The sequence below is a fragment of the Virgibacillus sp. LDC1 genome, assembly GCF_025792345.1.
GTDB lineage: Bacteria > Bacillota > Bacilli > Paenibacillales > Paenibacillaceae > Paenibacillus_AQ > Paenibacillus_AQ lautus.
The window spans coordinates 3,175,930-3,202,217 of the sequence record NZ_JAOXLZ010000001.1; the positions used below are offsets into that span (position 1 = coordinate 3,175,930).

General features: G+C 47.5%; 33 protein-coding genes. 4 read left to right on the forward strand and 29 right to left on the reverse strand.

Annotation, left to right across the window (positions count from 1 at the left end; all coding sequences use genetic code 11):
- Positions 1-34 precede the first annotated feature (34 nt).
- The 9 genes from OHJ21_RS14155 to OHJ21_RS14195 form a co-directional block, all read right to left on the reverse strand.
- On the reverse strand, positions 35-925 hold the full coding sequence (locus OHJ21_RS14155; protein ID WP_100538262.1) for a TIGR01777 family oxidoreductase: 891 nt from the start codon (positions 923-925) through the stop codon (positions 35-37).
- Between the two features lie 129 nt (positions 926-1,054).
- Positions 1,055-2,188, reverse strand: coding sequence for a class I SAM-dependent methyltransferase (locus OHJ21_RS14160; protein ID WP_394054621.1), 1,134 nt, complete (start codon positions 2,186-2,188; stop codon positions 1,055-1,057).
- A gap of 21 nt (positions 2,189-2,209) precedes the next feature.
- Complete coding sequence (locus OHJ21_RS14165) at positions 2,210-2,779, reverse strand: methyltransferase domain-containing protein (protein WP_100538263.1); 570 nt, start codon at positions 2,777-2,779, stop codon at positions 2,210-2,212.
- Positions 2,780-2,802: 23 nt separating this feature from the next.
- Positions 2,803-2,976, reverse strand: coding sequence for a hypothetical protein (locus OHJ21_RS14170; RefSeq protein ID WP_165789669.1), 174 nt, complete (start codon positions 2,974-2,976; stop codon positions 2,803-2,805).
- A 21-nt stretch (positions 2,977-2,997) separates the two neighbouring features.
- Positions 2,998-4,212 (reverse strand): glycosyltransferase family 4 protein, encoded by a 1,215-nt coding sequence (locus tag OHJ21_RS14175; protein ID WP_394054618.1) that lies wholly within the window; start codon positions 4,210-4,212, stop codon positions 2,998-3,000.
- A gap of 60 nt (positions 4,213-4,272) precedes the next feature.
- Positions 4,273-4,884: a hypothetical protein gene (locus OHJ21_RS14180; RefSeq protein ID WP_100538265.1), complete on the reverse strand. Its 612-nt coding sequence runs from the start codon at positions 4,882-4,884 to the stop codon at positions 4,273-4,275.
- 119 nt (positions 4,885-5,003) lie between these two features.
- Entirely contained in the window at positions 5,004-5,933 is a 930-nt protein-coding gene (locus OHJ21_RS14185) for a phosphotransferase family protein (RefSeq protein WP_394054616.1), read from the reverse strand.
- Complete coding sequence (locus OHJ21_RS14190) at positions 5,930-6,475, reverse strand: STM3941 family protein (RefSeq protein WP_100538267.1); 546 nt, start codon at positions 6,473-6,475, stop codon at positions 5,930-5,932. Before OHJ21_RS14190 ends, OHJ21_RS14185 begins: the two co-directional genes overlap by 4 nt.
- 60 nt (positions 6,476-6,535) lie before the next feature.
- The gene (locus OHJ21_RS14195; protein ID WP_100538268.1) at positions 6,536-7,423 is read right to left on the reverse strand and encodes a PhzF family phenazine biosynthesis isomerase; all 888 of its coding nucleotides are present in this window, start codon (positions 7,421-7,423) and stop codon (positions 6,536-6,538) included.
- 194 nt (positions 7,424-7,617) lie between these two features.
- Here OHJ21_RS14195 and OHJ21_RS14200 point away from each other — a divergent pair, with 194 nt between their 5' ends.
- Positions 7,618-8,724 (forward strand): glycosyltransferase, encoded by a 1,107-nt coding sequence (locus OHJ21_RS14200; protein WP_100538269.1) that lies wholly within the window; start codon positions 7,618-7,620, stop codon positions 8,722-8,724.
- A gap of 132 nt (positions 8,725-8,856) precedes the next feature.
- Here OHJ21_RS14200 and OHJ21_RS14205 read toward each other — a convergent pair whose 3' ends face one another.
- The 5 genes from OHJ21_RS14205 to OHJ21_RS14225 all read right to left on the reverse strand — a co-directional run bounded on the left by OHJ21_RS14205 (position 8,857) and on the right by OHJ21_RS14225 (position 13,910).
- Complete coding sequence (locus OHJ21_RS14205; protein WP_100538270.1) at positions 8,857-10,992, reverse strand: Ig-like domain-containing protein; 2,136 nt, start codon at positions 10,990-10,992, stop codon at positions 8,857-8,859.
- Positions 10,993-11,337: 345 nt separating this feature from the next.
- Positions 11,338-11,763, reverse strand: a complete 426-nt coding sequence (gene fosB / locus OHJ21_RS14210; RefSeq protein WP_326118867.1) for a metallothiol transferase FosB — start codon at positions 11,761-11,763, stop codon at positions 11,338-11,340.
- Complete coding sequence (locus OHJ21_RS14215) at positions 11,744-12,457, reverse strand: HAD family hydrolase (protein WP_486020294.1); 714 nt, start codon at positions 12,455-12,457, stop codon at positions 11,744-11,746. Before OHJ21_RS14215 ends, fosB begins: the two co-directional genes overlap by 20 nt.
- Before the next feature lie 17 nt (positions 12,458-12,474).
- Positions 12,475-12,987 carry an 8-oxo-dGTP diphosphatase gene (locus OHJ21_RS14220; RefSeq protein WP_326118870.1) on the reverse strand — a complete coding sequence of 171 codons (513 nt, stop codon included), beginning with the start codon at positions 12,985-12,987 and terminating at the stop codon, positions 12,475-12,477.
- Between the two features lie 188 nt (positions 12,988-13,175).
- Positions 13,176-13,910: a sigma-70 family RNA polymerase sigma factor gene (locus OHJ21_RS14225; protein WP_394054612.1), complete on the reverse strand. Its 735-nt coding sequence runs from the start codon at positions 13,908-13,910 to the stop codon at positions 13,176-13,178.
- Between the two features lie 163 nt (positions 13,911-14,073).
- Here OHJ21_RS14225 and clpP point away from each other — a divergent pair, with 163 nt between their 5' ends.
- The gene (gene clpP / locus OHJ21_RS14230) at positions 14,074-14,670 is read left to right on the forward strand and encodes an ATP-dependent Clp endopeptidase proteolytic subunit ClpP (protein WP_015736473.1); all 597 of its coding nucleotides are present in this window, start codon (positions 14,074-14,076) and stop codon (positions 14,668-14,670) included.
- Between the two features lie 70 nt (positions 14,671-14,740).
- On the forward strand, positions 14,741-14,953 hold the full coding sequence (locus OHJ21_RS14235) for a hypothetical protein (protein ID WP_100538274.1): 213 nt from the start codon (positions 14,741-14,743) through the stop codon (positions 14,951-14,953).
- 26 nt (positions 14,954-14,979) lie between these two features.
- On the opposite strand, the gene OHJ21_RS14240 is transcribed toward OHJ21_RS14235, so the two are convergent.
- From OHJ21_RS14240 to OHJ21_RS14290, 11 genes are all read right to left on the reverse strand, one after another.
- Positions 14,980-15,897 (reverse strand): phosphotransferase family protein, encoded by a 918-nt coding sequence (locus OHJ21_RS14240; protein WP_486020295.1) that lies wholly within the window; start codon positions 15,895-15,897, stop codon positions 14,980-14,982.
- Between the two features lie 30 nt (positions 15,898-15,927).
- Complete coding sequence (locus tag OHJ21_RS14245) at positions 15,928-16,215, reverse strand: antibiotic biosynthesis monooxygenase family protein (protein ID WP_326118875.1); 288 nt, start codon at positions 16,213-16,215, stop codon at positions 15,928-15,930.
- A 42-nt stretch (positions 16,216-16,257) separates the two neighbouring features.
- A complete protein-coding gene (locus OHJ21_RS14250) occupies positions 16,258-16,611 on the reverse strand; it encodes a DUF952 domain-containing protein (protein ID WP_486020296.1) in 354 nt (117 codons plus the stop codon).
- 441 nt (positions 16,612-17,052) lie between these two features.
- Positions 17,053-17,751 carry a cyanophycinase gene (locus tag OHJ21_RS14255; protein WP_394054606.1) on the reverse strand — a complete coding sequence of 233 codons (699 nt, stop codon included), beginning with the start codon at positions 17,749-17,751 and terminating at the stop codon, positions 17,053-17,055.
- Between the two features lie 15 nt (positions 17,752-17,766).
- Positions 17,767-17,988, reverse strand: coding sequence for a hypothetical protein (locus tag OHJ21_RS14260; RefSeq protein WP_243390783.1), 222 nt, complete (start codon positions 17,986-17,988; stop codon positions 17,767-17,769).
- A 55-nt stretch (positions 17,989-18,043) separates the two neighbouring features.
- Positions 18,044-18,676 carry a histidine phosphatase family protein gene (locus tag OHJ21_RS14265; protein ID WP_394054604.1) on the reverse strand — a complete coding sequence of 211 codons (633 nt, stop codon included), beginning with the start codon at positions 18,674-18,676 and terminating at the stop codon, positions 18,044-18,046.
- A gap of 34 nt (positions 18,677-18,710) precedes the next feature.
- Positions 18,711-19,271: an NUDIX hydrolase gene (locus tag OHJ21_RS14270; RefSeq protein ID WP_394054602.1), complete on the reverse strand. Its 561-nt coding sequence runs from the start codon at positions 19,269-19,271 to the stop codon at positions 18,711-18,713.
- Between the two features lie 40 nt (positions 19,272-19,311).
- Positions 19,312-20,193: a GNAT family N-acetyltransferase gene (locus OHJ21_RS14275; protein ID WP_394054600.1), complete on the reverse strand. Its 882-nt coding sequence runs from the start codon at positions 20,191-20,193 to the stop codon at positions 19,312-19,314.
- Between the two features lie 135 nt (positions 20,194-20,328).
- Complete coding sequence (locus OHJ21_RS14280; RefSeq protein ID WP_394054598.1) at positions 20,329-22,023, reverse strand: M3 family oligoendopeptidase; 1,695 nt, start codon at positions 22,021-22,023, stop codon at positions 20,329-20,331.
- 142 nt (positions 22,024-22,165) lie between these two features.
- A complete protein-coding gene (locus OHJ21_RS14285; RefSeq protein ID WP_100538282.1) occupies positions 22,166-22,480 on the reverse strand; it encodes a DMT family transporter in 315 nt (104 codons plus the stop codon).
- A complete protein-coding gene (locus OHJ21_RS14290; protein ID WP_100538283.1) occupies positions 22,480-22,827 on the reverse strand; it encodes a DMT family transporter in 348 nt (115 codons plus the stop codon). The genes OHJ21_RS14285 and OHJ21_RS14290 overlap by 1 nt, the downstream gene beginning before the upstream one ends.
- Positions 22,828-22,975: 148 nt before the next feature.
- Between OHJ21_RS14290 and OHJ21_RS14295 the strand changes: the two genes are divergently transcribed.
- On the forward strand, positions 22,976-23,842 hold the full coding sequence (locus OHJ21_RS14295; protein ID WP_486020298.1) for a LysR family transcriptional regulator: 867 nt from the start codon (positions 22,976-22,978) through the stop codon (positions 23,840-23,842).
- 18 nt (positions 23,843-23,860) lie between these two features.
- On the opposite strand, the gene OHJ21_RS14300 is transcribed toward OHJ21_RS14295, so the two are convergent.
- From OHJ21_RS14300 to OHJ21_RS14315, 4 genes are all read right to left on the reverse strand, one after another.
- Positions 23,861-24,742, reverse strand: a complete 882-nt coding sequence (locus OHJ21_RS14300) for an HAD family hydrolase (RefSeq protein WP_486020299.1) — start codon at positions 24,740-24,742, stop codon at positions 23,861-23,863.
- Between the two features lie 154 nt (positions 24,743-24,896).
- Positions 24,897-25,289: a DUF6220 domain-containing protein gene (locus OHJ21_RS14305; protein WP_486020300.1), complete on the reverse strand. Its 393-nt coding sequence runs from the start codon at positions 25,287-25,289 to the stop codon at positions 24,897-24,899.
- A complete protein-coding gene (locus tag OHJ21_RS14310; protein ID WP_486020301.1) occupies positions 25,282-25,779 on the reverse strand; it encodes a DUF6022 family protein in 498 nt (165 codons plus the stop codon). The genes OHJ21_RS14305 and OHJ21_RS14310 overlap by 8 nt, the downstream gene beginning before the upstream one ends.
- A 34-nt stretch (positions 25,780-25,813) precedes the next feature.
- Positions 25,814-26,188, reverse strand: coding sequence for a DUF6526 family protein (locus tag OHJ21_RS14315; protein WP_486020302.1), 375 nt, complete (start codon positions 26,186-26,188; stop codon positions 25,814-25,816).
- Positions 26,189-26,288 lie beyond the last annotated feature (100 nt).

The window sequence follows — 26,288 nt, forward strand, 5'->3', positions numbered from 1 at the left end:
CGATGCGAAACCAAGGAGCGTGCTCGGAATCCCCTTATCGTTTTAAGATGTCAGCCAGTGCTTTATTCAGCGTGTCGTATGTAAATTGAAAACCTGCCTTGCAGAGTCTGTCCGGAATCACCCAGCGGCTCTTCAGCACGAGTTCCGTTTCGGTTTGAATAAGCCGAGCGCCCAGCTCAAGCAGCCATTTAGGTGATGGCAATCCCGTTCCACGATTTAATGCTAACCGAAGCTGCTCCATCAGTTCCTTGTTCGTAACCGGATAAGGAGAAGCACAGTTGATAACCCCGCTCAGCTCTGCCCTCTCTTGTAAAAACAGAATAATGCGATACAAATCCTCTACATGAATCCAGCTGAACTTTTGCTTGCCCGTGCCTTGAACGCCACCGAGTCCGTATTTTACCAAGTTAACATAAGGAGTCATGACGCCGCCGCCCGGCCCCAGCACGATAGCAATACGCAGGGCGATCTGTCTTGTCTGAGGCAGCAAGAACGAGAAGAAGGCACGCTCCCATTCCTTGGCAACCTCAACGGAGAAACCTGAGCCGATTTCGCCCTGCTCCTCCGTCATCGGCTTATCATCGGCATGGCGATAAATCGTGGCCGTACTGGAATTAAACCAAGTACGCGGAGGAGTATGGCATGCCTCGATGGCACTGCCGAGTATATTCGTTGTATCTATTCTTGAATTCAGAATAAGCTCCTTATTTTTTTCATCGTAACGGCAATTGACTGATTTACCTGCCAGATTAATCAGCATATCTGCCCCGTCCAGAGCAGCGACGATGGCTTCTTGATCGTTCCATGCGATATGGCCTTTCCGTCGGGATATCATCAGTATTTGTGTTTGCGGCTCATTCGTGAATTTTTTGGCAAGATAAGTTCCAATAAAACCAGTTCCACCAGCCAGAACGATCTTTTTCATAGAATAGAATCAGCTCTTTTCTCTATGATTTATCCACATCATAAACGTTCAATTTAACCATGGTTTCTTACAATATATCATTGTTTCAATAGAGAATAAAAAGAAAACACCTCCCATAATCGAAGATGTTCATTCATAGCTGCCGGAATTGTAGGATGATTTCAGATAAACACCAAACTCTCTCTTCTTCCCGGTTCCTTCGGTATCTGCCAATTTCTCATATCTGTCAAAATGCGTTCCCGCAAGCAAAATGGACTTCTCCTTCTCCGGCTCGGCCCCGGATTCCCAAAAAAGCATCCCTGTCACGCCCTGGTCTAATTTCCTCAAAAATGCTTCCCGTACCGGCACATCGTCCATCAAATGATAAAATACGGTTAAAAGCAATCCGATATCGAATGTATCCGAACAAGTTGAGCGTTCAAACCGTTCCTCCTTCAGGTCAAAGTGAACCCTTTCTAGAACGTTTAGCTGCCTTGCCAGCTCGTAATGCTCAGCCAATGGCTCATAGCCTGTTACGATGGCCCCCTGACGCGCAAAGTGTCTGGCATAAAATCCGATATTGCAGCCAATATCGATCACCCTTTTTCCTCGAACGGATGAAGAACCCAAATACTCCATAATCAGGTCCATACGGGTTGGATAGGCATCATCCCGTTCACTTTTCAAATGCATGAAGTAAGGATTCAATATCGGAGTATATATCAACGTTCGAAGATGGCGGGAAAAGACCTCGGTTACCTGGTTCACAGCATCCGTATGCTTCCAAAACTCATAATCATCTTCGGTCATTCGGGCGGGGACCTGCCTAACTCCGCTGCAATACTGAAAGATGGCCCGATGGTGACCGTCTTTCACATGAAAATAACCGCCCTTTCTGTCGTATTCGACCATAATCGGATCTTTATTGAAATGATCCAGGTCATTGGTGAATAAGGCAGCCATCGTGCCATATTGCAAGCGCCGCTGCTCCAATAGATCGTAGTCCGAGATCGGCACTTCCATATCACGGGTGGTAAATATGGAGGCATGCCAACCCAGATACAACGTCGGGTATTCCCCTTGACCCATAAGGTAACGGAACAATTGCAAATGAGGTGTCAAGCGAGCAATGGGTAGATCCCCATATCTTTTATGGACTTCATACCAGGCGTCCGTGTAGTGTGGAATTAATACGGTTTTATGTTCTTCATCTATGAAGTCCGTAAACAACAATTCCAGCGGCACTTTCGTGACCATGGTCTGCAGATGTGGTTCGGATGACATCGTACAAGCCTCCCTACTGACCTACTTGCCTTGTATCGAAAACAAATACGTGGAAAAATCACGGTTAATGTAATCCTTAAAATGCCTTTTGTCGACGACGGGAAACAGTTCCAGATCCTCCGTTGTCCATGTGCTCAAGTGGGTCTCGAATTCATTGCCGTACGCAGCTCCCTGCGGCCAGTCTGTTCCAATCGGAATATTAAGCAGGACAAAGCGGGATTTTTCAATACAGGTCTGCAGCAGGACAAGCGCCGGCTCTTTTGTAAAGTGCTCCAGAACATCACCTAGAATAATCAGATCAAATTGTCCTGGCTGAACCTCCGCTTGTATATGATCGAACGCATCCGCAACGTGGATGATATTATAGAAACAGGAATGATAGGTATCAATATTGACCGGATAGATTTCAATCCCTTCGATTCGCGTGTCCCAATATGTGCGGAATACGCGCCCCTCCCAGACATCCAAATATTCACGGCAGATCATCCCCCATCGGCCAAAACCAACGCCGACATCCAGGACGGACTTAGGAGATACATACCGGATCAGATCCACACAATAAGATAAATTCTGCCAGTTTGATGTTCCCATTCCCCTACCTCCATTCGATCGTTCTATTTCATATTCATCATCATATTAATAATCCGGTAATCCGGTATGAAATAATCCTTAGGAAGCTTGCTTACCGTTTGCTCCCACACCACTTGATAGACCATTAAAGACGAATCGGAATGATTGACCAGAAACAAATGACGGTACTGGTCTCCGGGTACCTCTACCCCATGCATGGTCATTCCTCCCTTACCTAGTTACTGTGCCCTGCTCATCTCTTTTCGGTAAACTTCCAGTACTCGCTTCACCATGGAATCCAGACCACGATGAGCCAAAGCCCATTTCCGCGCTTCTTTACCAAGAAGCCCACGGTACGCTTCATCTTCCAACAACAGACTCAGATGTGCAGTAAGCATATCGTCATTTCCCGACTGAAAAAGAAGGCCGTTCACCTCATGCTGTACCGCTTCCTTAAGACCGCCCGCATCCGAAGATACGATCGGCAATCCGGCAATCTGCGCCTCCATGACAGAATAGGACAAGGTCTCCATTAGACTCGGTATAACAAAAATATCCGCAAGCCCTAACAACGTGGGAACATCGTCACGCGAGCCCCAAAAACGGACTGCCCCCACTATACCCAGCTGACGAACGCGCTCTTCGTACAATGATCGCTGATCACCGTCTCCAACAAGCCAGCACTCCCAGTCCTGACGTAAAGTCTGGAGTTTACCCATGGCTTCCAACAATACGTGAATGCCCTTTTCATAACTGAGTCTGGAAGTGCAGATGATCACTTTTTTGTCCACCGGCCGGGTCAGTTCGTGTTCCTTCTTCAGCCTGTCTTCGAAGCTTAGAATATCCATCGCATAGGGAATCAATGAAATTCGGGATTCCGGCAGAGCGAAATGCGATACCATGACATCCCTAAGCCACACAGAAGCCAGCAGCACCTGATCGCTGGATGAGCCCCCGATGTTCTCGACAGATTTGTAATAGTTCCAGACGAGCTGTGGGCTGGAAGGTTTAATCCCTTGATCGTTCTGAATCATATCCAAAATGGTAAGTGCCACGGAGGCATGAATGCTGGTGATCAAAGGAATGCCCGCAGGCTTTACACGACTGACGGCTGCCGCGGCCAGTACATCCTGTGCATGAATTACATCGTATTGCTCCAAGTCCAAATAAGAAAGCGTCAACTCCAAACATAACCGCTCGCATTCAGCATGCCTGACCCAATTATCCGAGAAAATAGGCGATGCAGCAGGAAGATTCGACTCCAGCATCGGCCTGTAATGACTCTTGAACACCTTCCGGTTGTCATCTCCATATACATAAAAACAATCAATGCTATCACCAACCATGTCGACCTCATGGCCCAGTGCTTCAAGCCCCTGCTTGATCTGCTGCATATACTTCCATAATCCACCGACATGAGGAATCAGGAATATCGTCACGAGCAATATCTTCAAGTACCTCACCCTTTTCGTAGAAACCTCGTAATAACCAGCTTCCTTATATTGCGAAGTTATTTACAGGATCGGCTCCCCTAATCGGTAGTTGTGAAACTCATCTCTCGTTAAATGAACAATTTCCTCAACTCTCCATCGATAGAAAGTGAAGATGGCGGGTCCGCCGATTTTTCGCAGCTTATGCCGCTCCCCATAATAAATCAACCCATTCGGAGCGCTGTATACTCTGCCGTTAACAAGAAAAGGCGTAAGTAGCGATGAATCATGGATCAGATCCCCTTCAGGAAGTAAAGCGATTAGTTCGTCCGGCAAGGTGACGACACTTGAATAATTAAAATGGAGCCTGAAATACATTTCGAGGGATACAATCGGATGAAGACGCTGATCGCTCCACAGATAGATTTCCGACCCGCTGCTTTTTACTAGAAGGGTTGCAGGACTGTTCATGATGAAATCCCCGCTTATGTTTAGAGGTGAACCGGTCTCCATTCCTTCGAGTGTCGACTCATCCAATTTCACAATACCTTTCGCGGTAAATCCGTACGAATGGAATGTCACCATATCGCCAATGGGACGCTTCTTGCTATGCTCAACCAAATACACAGCAGAATCCAAGCCCCTAATTAGAATGCCATCCGGTACACGGCTCCTCACCCGATCGGTATGATGCATGACATTCCCACCCTTCAACTTAACCTAGTCCAGTATATTCTTGGCCAATCATTCTGGACTCGTCAGGTAACTATTCCGTTTCACACATTTCTCTCACAAAAAAAGATCCCCGTAGGGATCTATCGATTTAATAGAGATATGATTTGGTTTTTCATGAATTGATAGCTGTGGGGATCATCCTTCTTCGCATAAAAACGAAGTCCGTCCAGCGCTTTGAACAGTTGATGGCCTAACAGTCTCTCTTCAAAATAAGGAATACCTACGCCTTGCTGCTCCAACGCCTGCTGCAGCCTTTTCGGAAACTCCAGCATCGGGTACCACGTATGAAGAACAGAGACATCCAGCATGAAGTCGCCGAACATGGCCATCTCCCAATCCACGATCCCCGTTACGTTCCCGTTCTCTCCCAGCATATTGCCCAAATGGAAATCTCCATGTACAAGATATCGCTCCGGAGGCGAATAGCGAACCAGTTCGATCATCGTTTGGTAAATTTCTTCGAAAAACTCTTTTTCCAGAAAGCTGTTCTCATACAGATTGTGCCATCCATGGTAGAACCCTTCTTGCTCCTCATCGAAAACAGACGTGATGTAGTCCAGCCATGAACGATGGACAGCCTTGCCTTCCGGAGTAATCCAGCCATAACCCTCATGGGAATCCGCGACATGTATCTGACGGATCCGCATGAATTGATGGACAATGCCCGGGATAAGCCCTCGAATTTGCGTCGGCTCAAGAGCACTTATCGGCGTACCGGATACTTTGTCCGAAATGGAGAAGTGAATATTCTCCACTTTCCCTATCTTGTGAATACGGGGAATGGGCAAAGATTGCGCGCCGTACATATCGTAGATTTTGAACACTTTATGAAGGCTGTCCCCATTATCCTTAAAATGAATGACATAATCGGCATCGCCCTTACGGTAACTGAACACCTTGCTTAGTTCCCCCATCTCGATGGGGGTGACATTCATTACCGATTCCCCTTCAATATGCTTCAGATGACTTATCGCCATATCCAAAGACATCTCCGGCTTAAATGTTTTCATATCATGCTCTCCTCCTTCATCATCTGATCCGGGCTCGACTTGGACGCATTCCATCTTCGATATAACAAGGGGAACAATTCATATAAATTAGCGGAGATGCTCGATGCAGAAATATGAATAGTCGAACCCGTCATGCCTTTATTCATGTTCATGAGCTTCCGTTTCCAGGCAGGGTGCCTGGACATCAGATGATCAGGATCATAAACCTCAATTCCTATGAACTTCTCACTCTTGATCTGATAGATATGCATATTTTTAATTTCGTTCCACGCGACGGCTCCAGCGCTCACATAGGAGGATTTATCGACGATGCCCTCCTTATTGATCAAGAGTGCCGGATCCGATTGGAAAAGCTTGGTGATGGCAAACACCAGTCCCGCGCCAAAAAACAAAGCGCAGATGATTCCGACAATGGCGATAACCATGTTGTCCGATGTCACCCCACCGTATACCAATCCACTACCTAGCAGCACAAACGCCAGAGAGCCTATTAGCATTTTGGTCACCTTGGGATAGATCTTTATTTCTTCTTGTTCCTGCATTCGTCGCACTCCTTGGTTGTATTAACCTATGTAGGCGTTTTATCATCCGATGGACATCCATCAATAGCTAACTTGGAATTCCTTAACGAACACCGCCGTGCCGGAAATGTAGACATCCATGGTCTCTTTCCAGCGCTCCACTTGAACCTGTACCCTACCGTCTTTCCCCATTTCCTGGCCTTGTTCAATAGTAAATCGAGCAGAGGATATCTCAGGGTTCAAGTACGTCAAATAATAAGCCCCCATTACGCCCGATGCAGTTCCAGTTACCGGGTCTTCTACGGTGCCGGAGTACGGCGAAGAGAAATGTCTCGCATGCATGAACGAAGACCCATCCATCGTTTCCAGGCAAAAAGGATGCAGCGAGGCTTTTGGATTTTTTGTTAAAATATCCGGAAACGCTGCATTGTCAGGCACCATCCGGTCAAAATGCTCCAATCCTTTTATCGGCACCAACAATGTCCAGATCCCCGTGCTTCCATACACAATGGGCATACTGAAGTCCAAATCGTCACGCTTCAGACCTATGGAGGATGCCAGGCGGTCAACATCTCCCCCATAGGATATGAATTGAGGATGATCCTGCTTCATTTTCATGGTTAACTGGCCCTCGGCATTTTGAAATTCTATAGGCAAAATACCCACCTTGGTCTCCATCCACACGGTTTCTTTTTCCGGCAGCAGTCCCTTGGTTTTCAAGGCATACATGGATGCCATGGTAGCATGGCCGCACAAATTCATTTCATGGCCGGGAGTAAAATACCTTAGTCTAATATCCGCTTGCTCTGATTTTAAGATAAAGGTGGTTTCATTGAATCCAACGCTGCGGGCGATGGATTGCATCTCTTCCTCCGCGAGATCATCTGCATTCAAGACCACACCAGCAGGATTTCCCTTGTTAGGCTGCACCGAGAATGCATCATAATGAAGTACGTTTATTGATTTCATGTTTCTCTGATCCTTCTTTCTGCACCGTCTAGGATTTGAGCATCGAAGTTTAGTGAAAATTTTACCATTAGGGATTTGTTAAATCCAGACCAAATTTACAAACGGCTTCCTACATACGGTTCATTTCGTAAGCCCACTTGAATATATATCTGGCATATTCTTATGAATCAAAACCATACATGGGGGTAATTTCATTGAACACTATCAGCCTGTGCATGATCGTAAAAAACGAGGAACTCGTTTTAAACCGCTGTTTATCCTGTGTTGCCGACATCGTGGATGAGATCATTATTGTTGATACAGGCTCAACCGATCGTACAAAAGAAATCGCTCAATCCTTTACGGAGTCCATCTATGATTTTGAGTGGATTGACGATTTCTCGGCTGCGCGAAATTTTGCTTTTAGTAAGGCTACCCAGGACTATATCTTATGGCTCGATGCTGACGATATCCTGCTGGAAGAAGACCAGCTCAAGTTAAAAGTGCTTAAGGAAACCCTTGCGTCCGGCATTGATTCCGTTACCATGCTCTACCATTTAAGTTCAGACGAATTTGGCAATGTCACCTTCAGTCTCCGGCGCAACCGCCTTGTGAAGCGAATCAGGGGCTTCCGATGGATTGGACCCGTTCATGAGTATTTAGAGGTCTATGGCAATATCATTAATAGTGATGTAGCGGTTACCCATCTCAGCTCGAAGGATGATCCCGATACCGGCCGAAATCTTAGAATCTACGAGAAACGTGCGGCCGCTGGCGAATCGTTCACGCCACGAGATTTATTCTATTATGCGAATGAATTAAAGGATCACGGCCAATTCGAGAAGGCTATTGATAATTACGAACAATTTTTACATACGGAAAAAGGTTGGATTGAGGATATACTCACGGCCTGCAGCAGGCTCTCCGATTGCCATCACGAGCTCGGAAACGGGCAAGCCTCTTTTGAATCCTCTATCAGATCCCTGCATTATGCGCCACCACGGTCAGAATTCTGCTGCCGCATCGGTTACCATTTTTTCTTAAAAAACAACTACGATACGGCCATCTACTGGTATAAACTGGCGAGCGAGCTTGAACTGCCTTCGGATTACATGGGATTTCACAATCCCTCCTTCTCCACCTGGCTGCCTCACCTGCAATTGGCCGTTTGTTACGACCGGATCGGAGCCCATGCTCTTGCGAATCAGCATAATGAGAAGGCGCTTGTCTATCGCCCAGGTGATGAGACGATGCTGGCTAACCAAGAATATTTTCGAAACAAGCTGCAGGAGCTCCAAAGCGACCAAGAGAACCGGGAGTGAGGTGGATATTATACGATTGACGAATTGTATGTACTCGTGGAAGCGACGGATTTTCATGTGAACTCCAGAACCTCTCTTAGAATAAACAGCAGCCCGGCTTCTAATGAGCCGGGCTGCTGCTATTTATTGGATCTATTTGACAGAGACGGTGATGGATACGGTCTTTGAATCGTACTGCCCTTTAATGCGGGCGGTTCCCTTCGCGATCGCTTCAATACGTCCGTTCGTTACTTTGGCAACGCTGGAGTTGCTGGTTGTCCAAACGGCTGTGTCTCCAACATTTGTTTTCGCGCCGGTATCGAATTCAGCTGTAACCGTTACAGTCTTAACGTCACCGGGCTTCAGGTTCAGTTTCTTCTCGCTTGCCGTCAATTTCTTCAATTTCGGAACTACGTTTACCTTGACTGTAACCTCTTTGCCTTGGTAAGAACCCGTAATCGTAGCCGTTCCCTCGGCAACCGCTTTAACAGACGTTTTGGATACCGTCACAATCGCGCTGTCCGAGGAGCTCCAATTCATCTTGGAGGAGAGCGAAACCGTCTTGCCGTTACTGTAATAGCCTGTAACTTTAATCGATTTGGATTTCTTGATGTTGAGATCGATTTTCTCGGGCTCTACAACGATCTTGACAACTTCTTGCTCAACCACGACCGGAATCTTGATGTCTTTATTCAGATAAGTTCCTTTCAGTGTAGTCGAGCCTTTGGTTAATCCCTTAAGCGTACCGTCCTTAATGACAGCTGCTGAGCCTGTCAGTGACCATTCAACGGAAGAAGTCACATCGCTCTCCGTGCCATCTTCAAAAACAGCATTTACTTTCGGCAGCGCAATGCTTCTGCCCATAACCAGCTGATACTCTTCTACATCCGGCAGCAGCACCAGCACTTTTTCATTGACAGTAACCGGCACCGTCGCTACTTCTCTGGAACCGATCTTACCGGTAATTGTTGCTGTACCGGCATCAATGGCTTTGATTTTGCCGTCTTCGGTCGTTACCACTTTCTCATCGCTGGAAGTCCAGATAACCGCGCTGCTGAAATCCTCTTTCTCGTCGTCCAGAAGCGTTCCCGTCACTTTAGGGAATGATTTGGATTCGCCTTTGAGCACGTCCACTTCCGTTTCGGCTGCCTCAAACTTGGTCACGGTCGGATATACTTTTACCGTGAATTCTTTGCTGATTCCCAAGTAACTCACCTTGATGGTGGAAGTTCCCGAAGCTCTCGCTGTAATCACGCCACCATTAACGGATACGGCCAGCGGGTTGGATGAGGTCCATTCCCCGGTCACGTCAATGGATTGCGAAGCCGCGTTGCGAACCTTGGCTTTGACCGTAATCGAATCATTCATAAACAGAACCGGATTCTTGACGAAATCCGTCTGATCCAGAATCAACGCTTCATAAGGATTGCGCACATACACATCCACTTTGGCCGTTGAACCCAGATAGCTCACGCTGATCGTAGATTTACCCAACGCAACCGGTTTTAGCTTGCCATCCTCAATCGTAGCTACGGAAGAATTGGACGATTTCAGCTCTACCTTGTCCGTTACGTCCATACCTGCATCGGTCTCCGACTGCTTGGCAAAGACTTTCAGCTCAACAGGCGCATCGCCAACTAAGAGCTCCTGATCTTCGCCCGGCACGATCGCAAGCTTTTGGTAAGGCGCGACGACTTTTACCGTAAAAGAAGCCTTAAGCCCTTTGTATTCCGCAGTCACGGTTGCGCTTCCCAAACCTACAAGGGTCAATTCGCCTTTGCTTACTTTTACTACGCTGTCATCGGAAGTGGTCCACTTCGCTTCCGTGGTGACGTCGTTCGTTCCGTCAGCCAACGCTTTAACGGTTAGACCTTCCGTTCCAAGCTTATGTTCCACTTTATCCGGTTGATCCAGTTTAAACTCATCAATGGCAAATTTGACATCGACTTCAATCGTTTTGATCGCGCCTTTGTATTTTGCCGTAATTCGAGCCGTACCTTTCTCCAGTGGAATAATGAGTCCACCGTCAACCTTTACGATTCTTGTGTTGGACGAAGTCCACGTCGACTCATTGGTTACATCCTTCTTCGTAGAAGAGCCTTCAATGTTAGCCAATACGCGAAGTTGTTCCGTTGTTTCATTAACGGTTAAGTAAATTTTGCTCTCGTTCGTATCAAATTCAATCGACGTTACGTCCCCGGAGGCGGCGAATACGCTGGTTGGAAAAACCATCGCCAACATCATCACAACGACAAGAAAGATCTTCGTTGTCTTTCTGTTTAAGCTCATTTATTTCTCTCCTTTGTACCTTCTGTCTCTCAGGCTTTTTTTCAGTCTATCTCTATATCGACAATCCGGGATTAAATCGTTACCTTCCGACGCCAAAATAGGCACAAAGTAGGATAATTTCCCAGCTCCGAATCGCTGAAAAATTCCGGCGTGATGAAATGGACAGCTGCCCCTATCAGTCTAAACCCGGGTAATGGTCATCCTGCTTAATCAGTTCAATTGTATGAGTTTATAATTGTTCAAAATAAATAATGGAATCAACAACATTCTGGCTATCGTTATTTTGTTGGCAAGATTCATCGGCTCATCCCCTCGATCTGCAATTGGAATCGTTCGTACCCCTAACTATTCGGCATCGTAAAAGGTCATATGCTCTTTATCCGCGCGGTAATAATCCAGCCTGTCTTTCAAACCGCCCGTATGAAACTCGAACATATGTCCATCTGGGTCCAGGAAGTAGATCGACTTCTTGTCCTTCTCATCCCTTGCCCTGCCCGGCAGAATCTCCACCTGGAGCGCTTGCAGACGAAGCAGCGTTGATTCATATTCATCCTCTTCCATAGTAAAGGCAATATGCGTATACGTTCTATTCGCGGTGCTTCTGTCGACCTGTTCTTCATTTAAAGCAATCCACAGTCCGTTCAGATCGAAATAAGCCAGCTTTCTCCCTTTGACCAGAAGTTTGGCTTCAAACACATCCCTGTAAAAAGCGATGGACCTTTCCAATTCCGAAACAGAAAAGCAAAGATGGTTAATGGCTTGCAGGTTCATTGTTAGGCGACTCCATTTCATTAATAGATTCGATGATGTCCAGCACATGCAGCGGTTGATGGATCTTCTCATACTCGCTCTCAAGGTATGTATTGAACCAATAGGCGTGATATGGCGTAAGACCGGCATTGCTGGCGCCCCTCAGTTCGTCTGAACCGCCATCCCCGATAAACAGAGATTCCTGCGGTGCCACGGACAATCGGTTACAAGCCAATCGATAGATTTCGGTATTCGGCTTGGCTGCCCCAACCTTATAAGAGAAAATGACGTCATCGAAGTAGGGTGCCAAGCCGCTCTGGCCAAAAGAAATCACCTCTTCTTCCGAGCAATTGCTGATCAAGCCCAGCTTTAATCCCCGTTTACGCAAAAGGCCGAGCATCTCATAGATTTCCTGTGGAATGGCGCTGAAAGGGATTGTCTTCTCGCTTACTCTCGATTGGTAGAGAAACTCGACGTGTTCCTCATGATAGGGCAAACTTCGCGACTCCAGAATATCCCGGATAACAGCATGATAACTGGGATAATGCCCATTCATTCTTCGCTCAAACCGGATATGCCACTCCCGTTTAAACTCTGCTTCCGATAGCCCGAGGCTATTCATATAATCATAGGGCCTCTTGGATATCCGCTTGCCCTTTTCGAACTCCGTGATTAACGTCTCGTACAAATCGAAGAACACTGCTCTGACCACCATGAACACAGCTCCCTTCGTTAATCAACGACACCTGCCGCCTGAGGCATTTTAGCCGGATACTGCTTGATTGTTTCATCCAGAACAATCCCCGTCTTCTCATCCCATATCTCGCTTAATTCAAATGTGCCTTCTTCAAAAAACAGGGGGAACCGGCGCTTAAACCAATCCTGCATGGGCAGTTTCAATGCCGCTTCCCGATCCACCCATACCAGCTCGCCTTCGGGGGGATTCTCCAGCAACTCCCCTTCAAAAGAAGTGGCCAAATAATTAAACACCATATACCGAAGACCTGTATTCGGTTCACACGATTCCTCGAGGCCCTTATAGATGATGTCCTTCACAATTAAACCGGTTTCTTCCCGAACCTCCCGAATCGCTCCGTTCACAATGCTTTCCGGAAAATCCACTTTGCCGCCGGGCGCAATATAACCGGGAAATCCTTTGGCATCCGGTCTATTCATCAGCAGGATTCTGCTTCCGTCTTGGATCATGCACATGGTGTACAACTTCACTTCGGTCTGCAACCTCATCCCTCATTCCTTACGGTTCTACGTGGTTATAGTATACAACCAGAAACGCTGGATGACGATATGATGAACGGAGATTTCATGTCTTCTGCTTGCAATTCAGGTTTGTAAATCTTCGTAAAAAAAGACCCGAGCAGCTTCTGCTCCGGCCTTTCCGGTAAGTGTATGATCAGCCTTGTCAAATCTCCGCTTTACGCGGCCATTCTCATGTCGGACGAATATCCGCCATACGTCATATAACTTGCGCTCGGGGTTTGAACCTGCATCGGAACCATGCAACCGATGGCTGATGCTTCACTGCTATTCCATTGAATAAGTCTTACGACCGCTTCAACATCCCCGGATTGGTAAGCCTCAGCCAATGCCCGAAGATTTAGCGTCATTTCCTCCTCTTCCGGCATGGTCAAGATAAGTTCCTCTTCTTCTGGATCCATCGATTGCAGCACTTTGTGAGCACGATGAAGAGCCGCTTTCACCGCTCCCTCCGTCGTTTTCAGTTTAACCGCGGTTTCCGAAACCGAATATTCATACACTTCACGAAGCAGCAGCACCGTTCGCTGCAGGGGCGACAAGTGTTCCCGCAGCCATTGAAAAGCGAACTCGATGTTCAGTTTGCTGTCCTCGTTCGACGTTTCTTCCCTAGGCAAAACTTGTTCCAGCTTCTCATCCAGAATTCGTCTATAGGTCTGATCCCGGCGGACCCGGTCAATCCATGTATTCTTGGCAATCCGAAGCAGCAGCGCTTCGGGATTAACATGGCTCCGCTGCTTCATATGCTCCAGTGCCTTGATCCAAGTGTCCTGCACCAGATCATCGGAATCCCATGGGGAGTTTGTAAGGGACAGACAATATCTGTGCAGGGTAGCATTCATTTCCTCCAGGCTCAGATCAGCCGGAGGGGTGACGCTCGGTCGATATATCGTCATCGGAAGCTAACTCCTTTCCTCATCTCGGTAAGATATCTTATAGGTAAACGAACGAAGGTATCTTTTCGTTACTTTGATGGTCGAAAATTTTATTTCGTGGTTTCTCCGTATCTTTTGCGGCTGCCTCTTCGTTTACTTGCTGAAACCAGAAAACCTAACGAATATGGAGGATGAAACCATGAATATTGTTCCTTATGTTGTTGAACAAACCAACCGGGGTGAACGATCTTACGATATTTATTCCAGATTGCTGAAGGATCGGATCGTGTTTGTGGGTGCAGCCATCGATGACGCCATCGCTAACAGTATTATTGCACAGCTGCTGTTTCTGGCGGCTGAGGATCCTGAGAAGGATATCCACATGTACATTAACAGTCCGGGCGGCTCTGTTTCTGCGGGCTTTGGCATTTACGATACCATGCAGATTATCAAACCTCAAGTTAATACGATCTGCACGGGCTTCGCCGCTTCTTACGGCGCGATCCTGCTGCTGGCGGGGGCTAAAGGCAAACGCCTCGCGCTGCCGAACAGCGAGATCATGATCCATCAGCCGCTGGGTGGTGTACAGGGGCAGGCCACCGATATTGCCATTACGGCTAAACGCATCTTGAAAACCCGCGAGAAGCTGGCGCACATTATATCCGAGCGGACAGGGCAATCGGTCGAACGCGTCGAAAAGGATATGGAGCGGGATTATTTTATGTCGGCAGAAGAAGCGAAGGAATACGGGATCATTGACGATATCGTCACTAAACTGTGACGCTAATCGTAATCATGTCCAACACTGCAAGCCCCGATACTATATTTTATTCACAAGGAGTGAACCGTGTATGCTGAAAAGTTTGCTGAACCAGGAAGTGAGCATTTATTTTACGGATGGAAGCTATGTGCGGAGCGGCACGCTGGAGGAAGTAGGCGAGCAATTCATCCGGTACAAGGATGAATACGAGATGCTGTATGTACCGTTAACCGCAATCCGTTACGTTTCGGTGAATACCAAGGAACGAGACAAACCGAAGGTCGGTTTCACGCCAACCTCCTGATGGATAACAAGAACCGCATGGGCAACTTAGCTCATGCGGTTTTCGTCTGTATCGCTATTTATTTTGTCTAATATGAATGAGACCATTCGCTGTTTGCAGACATCGTTCTGCTCCCTCTGGTGAAAGCCGATAAATTGCAGGGCATGAATAACGGAGTAGAAATCAATCAGCGCCCGCTGCTCTCGGTTCGCTCCCCACTGCCTGCATAACGCCTCCACGTAGGGCATTCCCTGATCTCCAATATCGGAGACCACCGCCGTCTGGGTGAGGGCGATCATGTACAGTGGATCCCCGTAACAGACCCAGTCGAAATCAACGATGCCCTGAAGCTTGCCTTCAGCTACAATTACATTCTTGATCGTAAGATCATCAAGGAAACAGACAGGCTCCACTCGGTCGAAATAAGGCGTGTAACGCTGCTTCATTTTTTGCAATAGGACAATGGTTTCCGGAGTAACTTCATCGATAATATGATCTATATGACTGCAGAAATCACGTTCTATGATCTGTGTCCAAGATGAAAAAGGGCCCTGCTCCCCGATCGGAACCCATCCGAATCCGCTGCCCCTGGGAAGCTCTGACACGCTGCGCTGGTAGGAAATGATCTGCTGGGCAAGTTCAGCTAATTGTTCACGCGTCATTCCCTCAAGCTCATATCGGAGGTCCCGTCCGGGAAAGTGCTCCAGTATCATATAAGCAAAGGGGACCTTTTCCAAGGATACATCCGTTCGGATCACGTTCGGTACCGGCAAACCTAATGAAGAGAGAATCGCAATATTGTCCGCTGTATGCCTCAGGACGCCGGGCTTGTGATTGGTTCTGAGAATGATTTGTTCGTCTGAAAATGTCACGTTGTATACCTGATTGGTATGGCCAAATGACATGCGTTCGATCTTTAGCGGCGGACTGCCGTAAACCTCCATTATAAGATCTTCCAGGTTCATCTCCACCACCTGCCTTAACGGTTGTTTTATTTATACATCTTCAAAATGTTCAACGACGGGAAATGGATCGTAAAAGTGATGCAGTAATTCTTTCCATTCCTGATATTCGGCGGATCCCCTAAATCCTATCGTGTGATCCTCCAGCGTCTCCCATTTCACCAATAGAACGTATTTGTGTGGATCCTCCAGGCACCGCTTCAACTCATGATGGATATAACCCTCCATCTTGGATATGATTCCTGAGGCGACTTGGAAATTGCGTTCAAAATCTGCCGTAAGTCCTGGTTTCACCTGCAGCATGGCCACTTCGAGTATCATTGCATTCCCTCCTTGTTATAAGGCTACGATTTATATTGCGTTCTATCCTCTATATTCAAGCTCGGTAGAAGCCTGAGAAGTAAATACTCCCTCTTCATCCGGCTCAAGACGATACACCTTCTGGACGGCATTCAGGTTCAGCCCTCCATAAATATGCGGGTACAACTGGTTCATCTCATATAAGTCCTCGTATACAATCTCCGCATCCACCTGATCTTCCTGAATACCTAATACCAATAGATCCGTCCTGCCTGAGTAGAACGTATTGGCTACTCCGCCGACTTGCTCCTCTGTGGAGCAATGGATGAATCGGTCCGTCTCTAAGCTCGGCGGCTCGTACAATCTATGCTCTCGTGCTGCCATCCAGACTTCCTTAGAAATCATATGATAGATCATGCTGTCCGTTCCCCCAGTCGCTTATTTTTCGTACTATCTTGACACACTTGAGATAAAAAAACCATTCTTTTCTTATAGTTTTCATGAAGGCATCCTTCTCATTAGCGAGATCTGGCGGAGCGCCCCTTTTTTCCTAATAGGAGACGCTCCGTGTACGAATCGTTCCTCCCATCGCTGTTCTTGTCCGGAATCGTTTCGTCCTTTCCGCTACGTTGTGCGAAAACATACGTTAGACATACGAAAAGAACCATTTCTTGGTTTCTGATTGAGGACTGACGAAAATGAGTCTAGAGGTCGGATGGCTTTCGCTGCCCATAATCTACACAAGCAAGCGGCAAGAGCAAGAAAAGGCGGTGCAAGGATAACATCCTGAGCATCGCCATTTCTTCATTTGACACATTTTGTTAATCTGACGAATCTACCGCTTAGTGAGTAAACTACCTACTTATGGGACAGCCCCTTTACGATCGTATACTGATCCAGGTCAACATCCTCGAAGATTACTTCATGGACGGATTCCCCCAAAGCATACGCCAGCTGTCCATTGATAAAAACGGCGCAGGCCTGCTCATCGATGCCGATCCCGCGCTTCACCTTCTTAGTTCTCATACCTTCCAGCAGATTGGACTGGTCGCTCCACTCCGTATAATGTACGCTGATCAATATATTTGAAAATAACCCTACCCCTTGCTTAAACAACATTACGCCTTGTTCATTATCCAGCGGCGATATGAGGCAGATCTCCGGAAGAATCAAGGCGCCTGCCGAATTCCCCGCAATTGGAACACCCTTCTCGTAACGATCGATTAACAGCTCTTTAAAGGGACCGGTTGCGTAATAGTGATGGTATTTCTCCGTGTTGCCACCGCCAATAAATATTCCCGTAGCCTGTGACAACACCTGTTCGACATGTTCCATGTCCAGCTTTCCATGATCGTCTGGGACGATCACCTGCATATCCTGGGCACCCGAGTCTTTCCACATCCGCTGAAAAAGGGGAACATACTCCTCCCAGCCCGGTTTGTTCATGATGCATAATGCGATTCTAGCGTTGGAACCGCCGGCTTGCTTTATAAATTGTCTATTGGCCTCTGCTTGAAAGGAATGTCCTCCGAGCAAATATAGATATCGATCCCTCAAGATAACGCCCCCCTACTACTTCTTTTTCGGACCACGTTTGTAAACATAGAACAGCAGCACGGATATAAAATAAATCGGAAGCAGGATCATGCCAATCACGGCACTCAGCAGGACGATGGAAAGTTGGCCGCGGTCTGCCATATCATCGTAATTCACATACCCGTATACAACCCAAACCAGCCATACCAACGTCACGGCATATCCTATTTTATAAGGGAATCTCACAGCATTGTTCACATCCTAGAAGTTGTTTGGGTTTGCCGGCCTCCTACAGCAAACCAGCGAACGATCATTACGCACCCTGCTCCTCCCTGTAATGGCTGACATCCCCATGCAGAATGATGGAAGGCGCCTCATCGGTCAGTTCGATCTTGCTCAGGCATGTCGGGTGGATGTATGGCAGATCCCACAGCCGGTCCATGCTTCTCCCTTCAAAATGAGCCATTAACAGCTTGACCACTACGGTATGCGTGACCAGCAAAATACTGGCGCCTGGATTCGAAGCAACAATATCGACAAGCTTGTTAACCGCACGTTCTCTGACCTCATGAAAAGTCTCGCTGCCCGGGACGCCGAACAGCTCTGGATGATTCCAGAAATGATCCAGCTGCTGAGGAAATAATTCGCCGATCCGTTCCTGTATCTGTCCCTCCCATACGCCCAAATTAATTTCTTTGAATTCATCGCAAGCCGTAACCGACACATCTCGGTCCCCTCTAATAATCTCGGCTGTATGGAATGCTCTGTTACTGGTACTTGAGTAGATGAGGTCGATAGGGTCATGCTGCAAGGCTTCGCCGAGCCATTCCGCTTGCTGAACGCCCAGCTTCGTCAGCGGCGAATCCATATGTCCTTGAAAACGGTGCAACACATTCCACTCGGTCTGTCCGTGTCTCACGAGATAGATCGTGGTTGTTTCTTTCATCAATCGTTCCCTCCCTAACCTAAGGTGCAACTCATCATTCATCGTTTAACTTAATCGAAAGGTCTTCTTGCCGTATGGCATAAGCCAGCTTGTACAGGTCCGCAATATCTTGCCTGCCGGTCTCTTCAAATCGCTTAACGGCTTCCTCCAAATCAACAGATTCTACCGCGATGACCTGCTCGCCATCTTCGGGATTTAGCGGCTCTCCGACGATGCACACATCCCCATAACCTACCAATCGGGCAAAATGAGGATGGGGAATATGCGGCCGATAGGGGGTCTTGCTGTTGGATTCACAACGAAACTGGCCAAAGATTCGATACGACTCAAGTTCTGCACCCAACTCCTCCCTCACTTCCCGTCTAAGTCCATCCATATAGGACTCCCCGGGTTCCAGGGTTCCTCCAGGAAGCTCCCAACTTCCGTCCGCTACCTGAAAAATAATGCAGCGATCCCCGTCAAATGGAAGGATGGTAACATTGCTGACCTTCGATTCATTGATTTCTTCGCCAAAGGCAAACCTGGCTCTCACTACGCCCCAATGGATATCATTCGAGAGGGCCGGGTACAGGCTCAAATCCCTGTTTTTTCTCATACACGCAATTCCTTTCGAATTTTACAAATATTTATGCTACCTATGTAGCACTGTATTCATGAACCATAAGCACCTGCTCCATCGAGCTCGTAAATCCAAGCTCCTTCAGCACGTTCACCAGTTCCTTATGCGAAGCTCGGATGTTGAATGCGGACCGCTTGCAGGCATAACCGGGTTGTATCATCTCCAGTACCGCGGTCTTCATCACGGCTTCTGCATCCGGATGTCCTGGAGCGGCTTCACAGCGAAACAGCGTAATTGCTGCCAAACTACCTGTGGCATCAAACACCCGCTTAAACAAACCAAAGCCCACCGGTTCTTCTCCTTCATACACAATAACGCATTCGCCATCCTTGATACTGGAAGCGTCTGTCTGCCAGACTTCACCGGATCGATAGAAGGCTACGGAGGCAGCCTCCGCAGCTAGGCCTCTGACCAGCGTATACGGTGAACGAGTATTCTTCGCACCTTGCTGCTCCGGAGGCTGTTCATTCGTCATGATGAGCAGCCGGTCGATGATATGATATCCAACGCTTTCGTAGAGACGAATCGCTGGCGCATTCGTGCTGATCGCCTCTAAATAGGCACGACGGACGCCTTGTTCTACGTACAGCTCTTCGTTTTTCTCCATCATGTTCTTGCCGATTCCCTTCCCCCGGAAATCAGGGGCTATCGCCGTCCCGCCGTTACGTGCAATCTTAACGCCATCTTCCTCCCGAAAGCCGTTCATGACGATGCCGGCCGGTACGCCATCCATGTAACAAGCGAGTGATCTCTCCATGCACAGACCATCATTTCCGATACGGGCAATGAAACGGTCCAGCGGCATCGAGGCGTTCACCATGTATCCTTCAAATGAGTGATTCCACAGCTCCGATACTTCCCGAATCGGAAGCGCGCTTAACGGTTTGTATGTAATCATAGTCAAATCCTCCTAATTAGCCATGAGTGAGTAAGGCATACTTAGAGATGCTCTCTATTAAAAACATGCAGGAAGCACACCTGAGTAACGTACTCATCGTGTTCTCCTGCATGTCTTAGCCATGCTTATTTACGTTTAAAGAGCTGCATCATCTACGCTATCCAGCCAAGCCTCGATGCTGCCAATGACGGAAGTGACACAGCCATCCTCGAATGGGGAGATCAGACCTGCCACCTTCACCAATTCGGTGAACGACTTGCTTCCGCCTTGACGGCAGAGGTGCAGATAATCTGCCCATGCAGCGGATTGATCCTCATGCATCCTTTTCCAGAATTGGAATGCACAGATTTGAGCCAAGGTATAGTCGATATAATAGAACGGCGAATTAAAGATATGACCTTGTTTATGCCAGAAACCGCCTTGTTCCAGATACGCATTATCTTCATAGTTCCGGTGCGGCAGATATTTTCGTTCGATCTCGCGCCATGCCTGTTTGCGTTCGGCCGGCGTTGCATCCGGATTCTCATAAACAAAATGCTGGAATTCATCAACCGTGACCCCGTAAGGAATGAAGATGAGTCCGCTCGCGAGATGGTCGAAGCGGTATTTATCCGCCTCGTCTTCGAAGAAGCGGTCCATCCACGGCCATGTGAAGAACTCCATGCTCATGGAATGAATTTCGCACGCCTCATAGGTAGGAAATCCATACTCCGGTACCTCGAACCCTCTGCTCTCGTACACTTGGAACGCATGACCGGCTTCGTGCGTCAGCACATCAATATCGCCGGAAGTCCCGTTAAAGTTGGAGAAAATAAACGGTGCGCCGTACTCGCTAATATAGGTGCAGTATCCGCCGCTCTGCTTGCCTTTTTTGGCAACAAGATCCATGAGGCCGTTCTCCTGCATGAAGGTAAAGAACTCGTGAGTTTCCGGAGACAATTCTTCATACATCTTCGCACCATGGTTGACGATCCAATCCGGGTCACCCTTAGGTGTGGCATTCCCCGATTTGAATGAGAAGTTCTCATCGTAGTACAGCAATTGGTCCACATCGATTCGTTTCTGCTGACGTTCTCTCAGCTTGGATGCAACAGGTACGATATGCTCCAGCACCTGGTTACGGAAATTAGCGACCATCTCCGCGTTATAATCCGTGCGGGCCATGCGAGCATAACCAAGCTCTACGTAATTGTTAAATCCAAGCTTCTTGGCAATCTTGGTTCTTACTTTAACCAGATCATCATAGATACGGTCGAAGTTTGCTTCGTTCTCAGCCATGAAGCCGCTGGACGCCTCCATTGCACGTTTACGCATATTGCGGTCCGTCGATTGCTGGAAAGGAATCAATTGCGACAAGGTACGCTCTTCACCTTCGAACTGAATTTTGGCAGAAGCGATCAGCTTCGAATATTCCGTCGTCAGTTTATTCTCCTGCTGCAAGTCCTCAATGATCTCAGGACTGAATGTTTTGAGGGAGAGCTCTGCCAGCTGGAACAGCTGCCGCCCCCATTTGTTCTCAAGCTCGGCTCTGAATTTAGAATCCACGAGGGCACGATAATAATCCGTTATGTATTCCTGGATGACCGGTCCGTTCTCGTCGAAGAAATCCTGCTCTGCCTTATAGAACTCGTCGTTTGTATCAATCGAGTGACGGATGTACACCAGTTGACTCAGGGTGTCCATCTCACTACGGAGTTTGTTAATGCGGGTCATCGCCTCATCCTGCTCCTCATACGTGCTGGCGGAGGTGAAGGCGCTAAGCTGTTCTTTAAACTTTTGCTCAAAAGCTTTAACGTCGGGGCGTTCATAGCGATATTCGCTGAATTTCATAAGATACACCTATCCTTTCCCATATAAAAAATGCATCCTGGCGTCTGATCGCATGGATTCAAAACACCAAACTATATCTAAATTCTATATGCGAATCAGAATATCCTTCACAGGTCTATGAAATTCTACACGCCCCTATGGGTTACGTTATAATCTTAAGGCCAATCGCTGAAGCCAGGATTAAAGCAATGAAAAATATCCGACGTGCTTCCTTCGGTTCTCCAAAAGCAAACATCCCCAGCAAGGTACTGCCGGCCGTCCCCATTCCCGTCCAAATCGCATAAGCGGTTCCCATGGAAATAAAGGCCATCGCGTACGTCAGCAGCAGAAAACTCGAACCGAGCGAACAGGCCAAAAAGATGTAGGAGCCCAAGCTGCGAGTCAGGCTCACCCTTCTTAACGCAATCACACCCAACACTTCACATAACCCTGCGGCGATCAGAGCGATCCATTCCATTACGCACCACTCTCCTTCGCCTGATTATCCGTGTCTTTCGTGACCAGTTTGAGTCCCAACACCCCTGCAGCCAACATGCCAATCAGCAGCAGCTTGATGGGATTCGCCTGCTCGCCAAACACAAGGATCTCCATCAGCACCGTACCGGCTGTCCCGAGTCCTGTGAAAATCACATAGACCGTACCGATGGGAAGTTTAGCCGCAGAGTCCAGAAAAACTTTAAAGCTGAATATAATCGAAGCGATGGTAATGATCCACTGCCACCAGGTATCGGAATGCTTCAAACCGGATACCCATACAACCTCCAGTGCCCCCGCCAATAATAAGAGCCACCATGCCTTTTTCATCCTCCAACATCCTTCCACTCTTTATTTGTATATAAAATGTTTGTGATGTAGTTGTGATTGTAATCTAAAAATGGCATACCGTATAATGATAATAAATAATGATGTCATCATTTTTAGTGATGCCTGGAGGAAAGAGAGGATGGTTTAGATGGAGCTTACCGATCTGAAGGTATTTCTGAGGATTGCCGATGAAGGGAATATCACCCGCGCTGCGGAGCAACTTGGGTATGTGCAGTCCAATGTTACGGCCCGGGTCAAAAAGCTTGAGAATGAACTGGGAGTCCCCTTATTCAACAGACACGCCAATGGAGTGACCTTGACGGAAAAAGGGCGCACGTTCCGGGACTATGCGTGTACTATTCACAATCTGTCTGAAGAAGCGGTGCGTGCTGTACAGGAAACGCCTTATCCAAGCGGTTCTTTAACCATTGGCGTCGTGGATACGGTGCATTGCGGACATTTCATTAAATCCTTGTCGGACTATCAAACCATGTACCCGGACGTCAAGCTATCGCTCTTGACCGGCAGCTCTTCGGAGCTGATTACCCAAGTATTAAACTATCAGCTGGACGGGGCATTTGTGACGGGAAACATTCCGCCGAAGCTGGTTGCTGATTATATAGAAGAGGATGAGGTCAAACTGCTGACCAAATCGAAGGAGCAGCCCTTTCCCGATCTGGCGGTGACCAAATGGGCCGTTGCTCCGGCGGGATGCCCGTTTCGAAGCATCCTCGAAAGATGGCTGTTAAGCCAAGGGATTCCGCTGACCAATATGATCGAAGTCTCATCATTAGAGACCCAATTAGGCATCGTACAATCAGGGCTTGCCGCTACGCTGCTCCCCACCTCCGTCTTGAGTGGAGAATTTGCGAATATGGGCAGCTTCTCGATCCCGGAAGTCTTCCGGCACACCTCGACAAGCCTGATCCGGCGTAACGACCGGTTCAAGAACAAGGCATTTTCCGCTTTTGCCGAGCTGGTTAAGGTCAATTTCGATAAGACGGAAGGTTTATGAATAATTACACTTTCAACGTCATAATTGTCCTCCTAGAGTGGATATGGTGGTATTCTTCCGCGATAGTTCCATCTGCCGCTCGATATAATGGGCGACGCCATCAAGCTCATTCGAGTCGATAATATGGTCAGCCAGCTGCCGTATCCTCTCGTGCGCGTTCCGGACTGCGATCCGTGTGCCTCCGGCCTCGAACAGGCCGATATCATTGATGTGGTCGCCGAACACCACCGCGTTCTCCAGATCAATCCCCATGTGGGCGGACCATAATCGGAGACCGTCTCTTTTGTTTGCTTTGGCATGGCTGAATTCGAGGAAATAGTGGTTGCGAATGTAATAATCCGGCATCATATGCGCATGAATCACGTCGCCGTATAATGCCGTGACCTCTTGCCGAATCGGCTCCAATTCCTCATGTAGTCCAATGTATGTAAGAGCTAAAGTCCGGTAATCCGGCGGACAGTTCAGGTTCTTCACTTCCAGGAATCTCGGATCACGGGGGCGGCTATCGTAGAAGGACATTTCCCCTTCTCTGCGCAGCGTCTCATGCAGAACTCGCTCCCGCTGATCCATATCAAGCGAAAAATAAAAGGGGGTAATGCCGTGCTTTCTTCCGACGTCGATAATCTCATTCGAAATGTCGCGCTCCAGCCAGTATCCATTTACAACGGTTTGATTCACTCCGTCATATATTAAAGCGCCGTTATATAGAATCACGGGGTATTTCCACGGGATAACCGATACAACGCTTTGAGCGCTAATATTGCCGCGGGCAGTGGCAAACGTAACAACCACGTCCTGCTCCAGCGCATTCGAGATAACATCCCTAGTATAGGGTGAAAGTGTCTGATCTGATCGCAGAAGCGTTCCATCCAGATCCGTAATATATGCTCTTTTCTTCATCAAGAAGCAATGCCTCCTTCGCCGTCCAGTATGTGACAAAACCCAGCCATAGAGCAGCTCTATCTAAGACTGGGTCATTATTATGAATGAGACGTCTTCCATGATTATACAACTTCTATGATAGAGATGGTAAAGGTTAATTGCTTATTTCGCTTCAATCCCCATCTATTTTAGATCCTTTACCTGATCGCATAATGTCAACACTCCCCCAAAACAACATTAAAGCAATGACCGGGTGGAGTGCAGATAGAAATCCGATCTGAGACGAGAATACCGCTGTTAAGAACATCCCGATCACCATACCGAATAAACCTATGCTTTTCCGAAGTAATCGTCGGGAAAGTCCTCCTATCCATGCCATGATTGCCATGATGAGTGGTACAAAGGCAAAATATCTCGCAAAGCTAACATGGGCTGCCCAACTTCCTGGATCCACAAACAGTGCCATTCCGGCGATAAGAACTTGAAGCGCAACACTAACACTGAATATCAAAGTGAGCACGATAAACGAAGCACGGGAAACTCGAACCAAGTTTATGTTATTCATACCTCTCATCTCCCCAACCTATAGATCCCCATGCTTCCGGTTGCAAATGAGAAATCACCTCTTTTATTGCTGTTCCGTCGGTTTGAGGAATGGCATATATTTGCGGCACGATAGGAATACGAAAAGTAGTATGGTCGTGAAAAAAACGCGTGATTAAGGTACCTATTGCCCTTTCATTATCATAGTGAATCACACTCCAAAATCGCCTCTCCCTCTCTTCCCACGGCCCCCAAAGCTCCTCAGATTGTGGAAAGGTACCCGGCATTACGGGTTTAGGGGTTAAACCTGCACTGTATACTTCTGCTTCCAATGGACGGAATAGCTTGGAACAAAAGAGTCCATAAGCGTAATCTCCTTTATTTTGAAAAATATGCTCAAGCTCGTTCTGGTTCTCTTCCCATACATTCTGCCACTGATCATCCATATATCTCTGGCAGTAATGAGCCAATGCCTTCATCATGGATACGTTTAAACGCTCTGTTAAGATCATTTCTATCCTCCACCTTTTAATTTGGATATGTGAGTTATACACGATGATGATCAGATCTCCAGTTCCGGATAGTAAGCTTGATATTTTTGGATGATAAGTTTTCGTTAACAGCTTTCTCACACAGCATTAGAAACTCATCATCCGAAGCGAATCGAAGTGCAATAATTTGTTCTATTGTCAGATTTGGATCCAGGAGCCTCCCTGTCATTACAAAATGCCTTAGGTTCTCTTCTGCTCGAATTACGCGATCTTGCACCTTACAAACGAATTGCCGGATGAGAAATAAGGTCATAACCACCGAAAATGACATGAGTATGAGAAGCAATGACGTAAATAACGATATTCCACGCATATTTGTCACAAACAGATAAACGAATGCTGCGGCGACCATAGCAAAGCTAAGCGGCACAAGAAAAAATGAAATGCAGGCACATGTCTTTCATGGTTGCTGTAGGATTGATTTTTCATAGGAATACCTCCTTTCTTTATTGTGAGTGAGCACACACTCA

Bases quoted from the DNA above. Each gene is read 5' to 3' on its own strand.
- OHJ21_RS14165 (WP_100538263.1), bottom strand. From the start codon at position 2,779: ATGGGAACATCAAACTGGCAGAATTTATCTTATTGTGTGGATCTGATC.
- OHJ21_RS14170 (WP_165789669.1), bottom strand. From the start codon at position 2,976: ATGCATGGGGTAGAGGTACCCGGAGACCAGTACCGTCATTTGTTTCTG.
- OHJ21_RS14220 (WP_326118870.1), bottom strand. From the start codon at position 12,987: ATGAGGTTGCAGACCGAAGTGAAGTTGTACACCATGTGCATGATCCAA.
- OHJ21_RS14185 (WP_394054616.1), bottom strand. From the start codon at position 5,933: ATGAAAACATTTAAGCCGGAGATGTCTTTGGATATGGCGATAAGTCAT.
- OHJ21_RS14240 (WP_486020295.1), bottom strand. From the start codon at position 15,897: ATGAACCTGGAAGATCTTATAATGGAGGTTTACGGCAGTCCGCCGCTA.
- OHJ21_RS14275 (WP_394054600.1), bottom strand. From the start codon at position 20,193: ATGATTACATACAAACCGTTAAGCGCGCTTCCGATTCGGGAAGTATCG.
- OHJ21_RS14215 (WP_486020294.1), bottom strand. From the start codon at position 12,457: ATGGTGGTCAGAGCAGTGTTCTTCGATTTGTACGAGACGTTAATCACG.
- OHJ21_RS14160 (WP_394054621.1), bottom strand. From the start codon at position 2,188: ATGTCATCCGAACCACATCTGCAGACCATGGTCACGAAAGTGCCGCTG.
- clpP (WP_015736473.1), top strand. From the start codon at position 14,074: ATGGAGGATGAAACCATGAATATTGTTCCTTATGTTGTTGAACAAACC.
- OHJ21_RS14280 (WP_394054598.1), bottom strand. From the start codon at position 22,023: ATGAAATTCAGCGAATATCGCTATGAACGCCCCGACGTTAAAGCTTTT.
- fosB (WP_326118867.1), bottom strand. From the start codon at position 11,763: ATGAACCTGCAAGCCATTAACCATCTTTGCTTTTCTGTTTCGGAATTG.
- OHJ21_RS14270 (WP_394054602.1), bottom strand. From the start codon at position 19,271: ATGAGAAAAAACAGGGATTTGAGCCTGTACCCGGCCCTCTCGAATGAT.
- OHJ21_RS14265 (WP_394054604.1), bottom strand. From the start codon at position 18,676: ATGAAAGAAACAACCACGATCTATCTCGTGAGACACGGACAGACCGAG.
- OHJ21_RS14245 (WP_326118875.1), bottom strand. From the start codon at position 16,215: ATGATACTCGAAGTGGCCATGCTGCAGGTGAAACCAGGACTTACGGCA.
- OHJ21_RS14250 (WP_486020296.1), bottom strand. From the start codon at position 16,611: ATGATCTATCATATGATTTCTAAGGAAGTCTGGATGGCAGCACGAGAG.
- OHJ21_RS14180 (WP_100538265.1), bottom strand. From the start codon at position 4,884: ATGCATCATACCGATCGGGTGAGGAGCCGTGTACCGGATGGCATTCTA.
- OHJ21_RS14290 (WP_100538283.1), bottom strand. From the start codon at position 22,827: ATGAAAAAGGCATGGTGGCTCTTATTATTGGCGGGGGCACTGGAGGTT.
- OHJ21_RS14235 (WP_100538274.1), top strand. From the start codon at position 14,741: ATGCTGAAAAGTTTGCTGAACCAGGAAGTGAGCATTTATTTTACGGAT.
- OHJ21_RS14305 (WP_486020300.1), bottom strand. From the start codon at position 25,289: ATGAATAACATAAACTTGGTTCGAGTTTCCCGTGCTTCGTTTATCGTG.
- OHJ21_RS14190 (WP_100538267.1), bottom strand. From the start codon at position 6,475: ATGCAGGAACAAGAAGAAATAAAGATCTATCCCAAGGTGACCAAAATG.
- OHJ21_RS14300 (WP_486020299.1), bottom strand. From the start codon at position 24,742: ATGAAGAAAAGAGCATATATTACGGATCTGGATGGAACGCTTCTGCGA.
- OHJ21_RS14155 (WP_100538262.1), bottom strand. From the start codon at position 925: ATGAAAAAGATCGTTCTGGCTGGTGGAACTGGTTTTATTGGAACTTAT.
- OHJ21_RS14225 (WP_394054612.1), bottom strand. From the start codon at position 13,910: ATGACGATATATCGACCGAGCGTCACCCCTCCGGCTGATCTGAGCCTG.
- OHJ21_RS14310 (WP_486020301.1), bottom strand. From the start codon at position 25,779: ATGATCTTAACAGAGCGTTTAAACGTATCCATGATGAAGGCATTGGCT.
- OHJ21_RS14285 (WP_100538282.1), bottom strand. From the start codon at position 22,480: ATGGAATGGATCGCTCTGATCGCCGCAGGGTTATGTGAAGTGTTGGGT.
- OHJ21_RS14195 (WP_100538268.1), bottom strand. From the start codon at position 7,423: ATGAAATCAATAAACGTACTTCATTATGATGCATTCTCGGTGCAGCCT.
- OHJ21_RS14295 (WP_486020298.1), top strand. From the start codon at position 22,976: ATGGAGCTTACCGATCTGAAGGTATTTCTGAGGATTGCCGATGAAGGG.
- OHJ21_RS14205 (WP_100538270.1), bottom strand. From the start codon at position 10,992: ATGAGCTTAAACAGAAAGACAACGAAGATCTTTCTTGTCGTTGTGATG.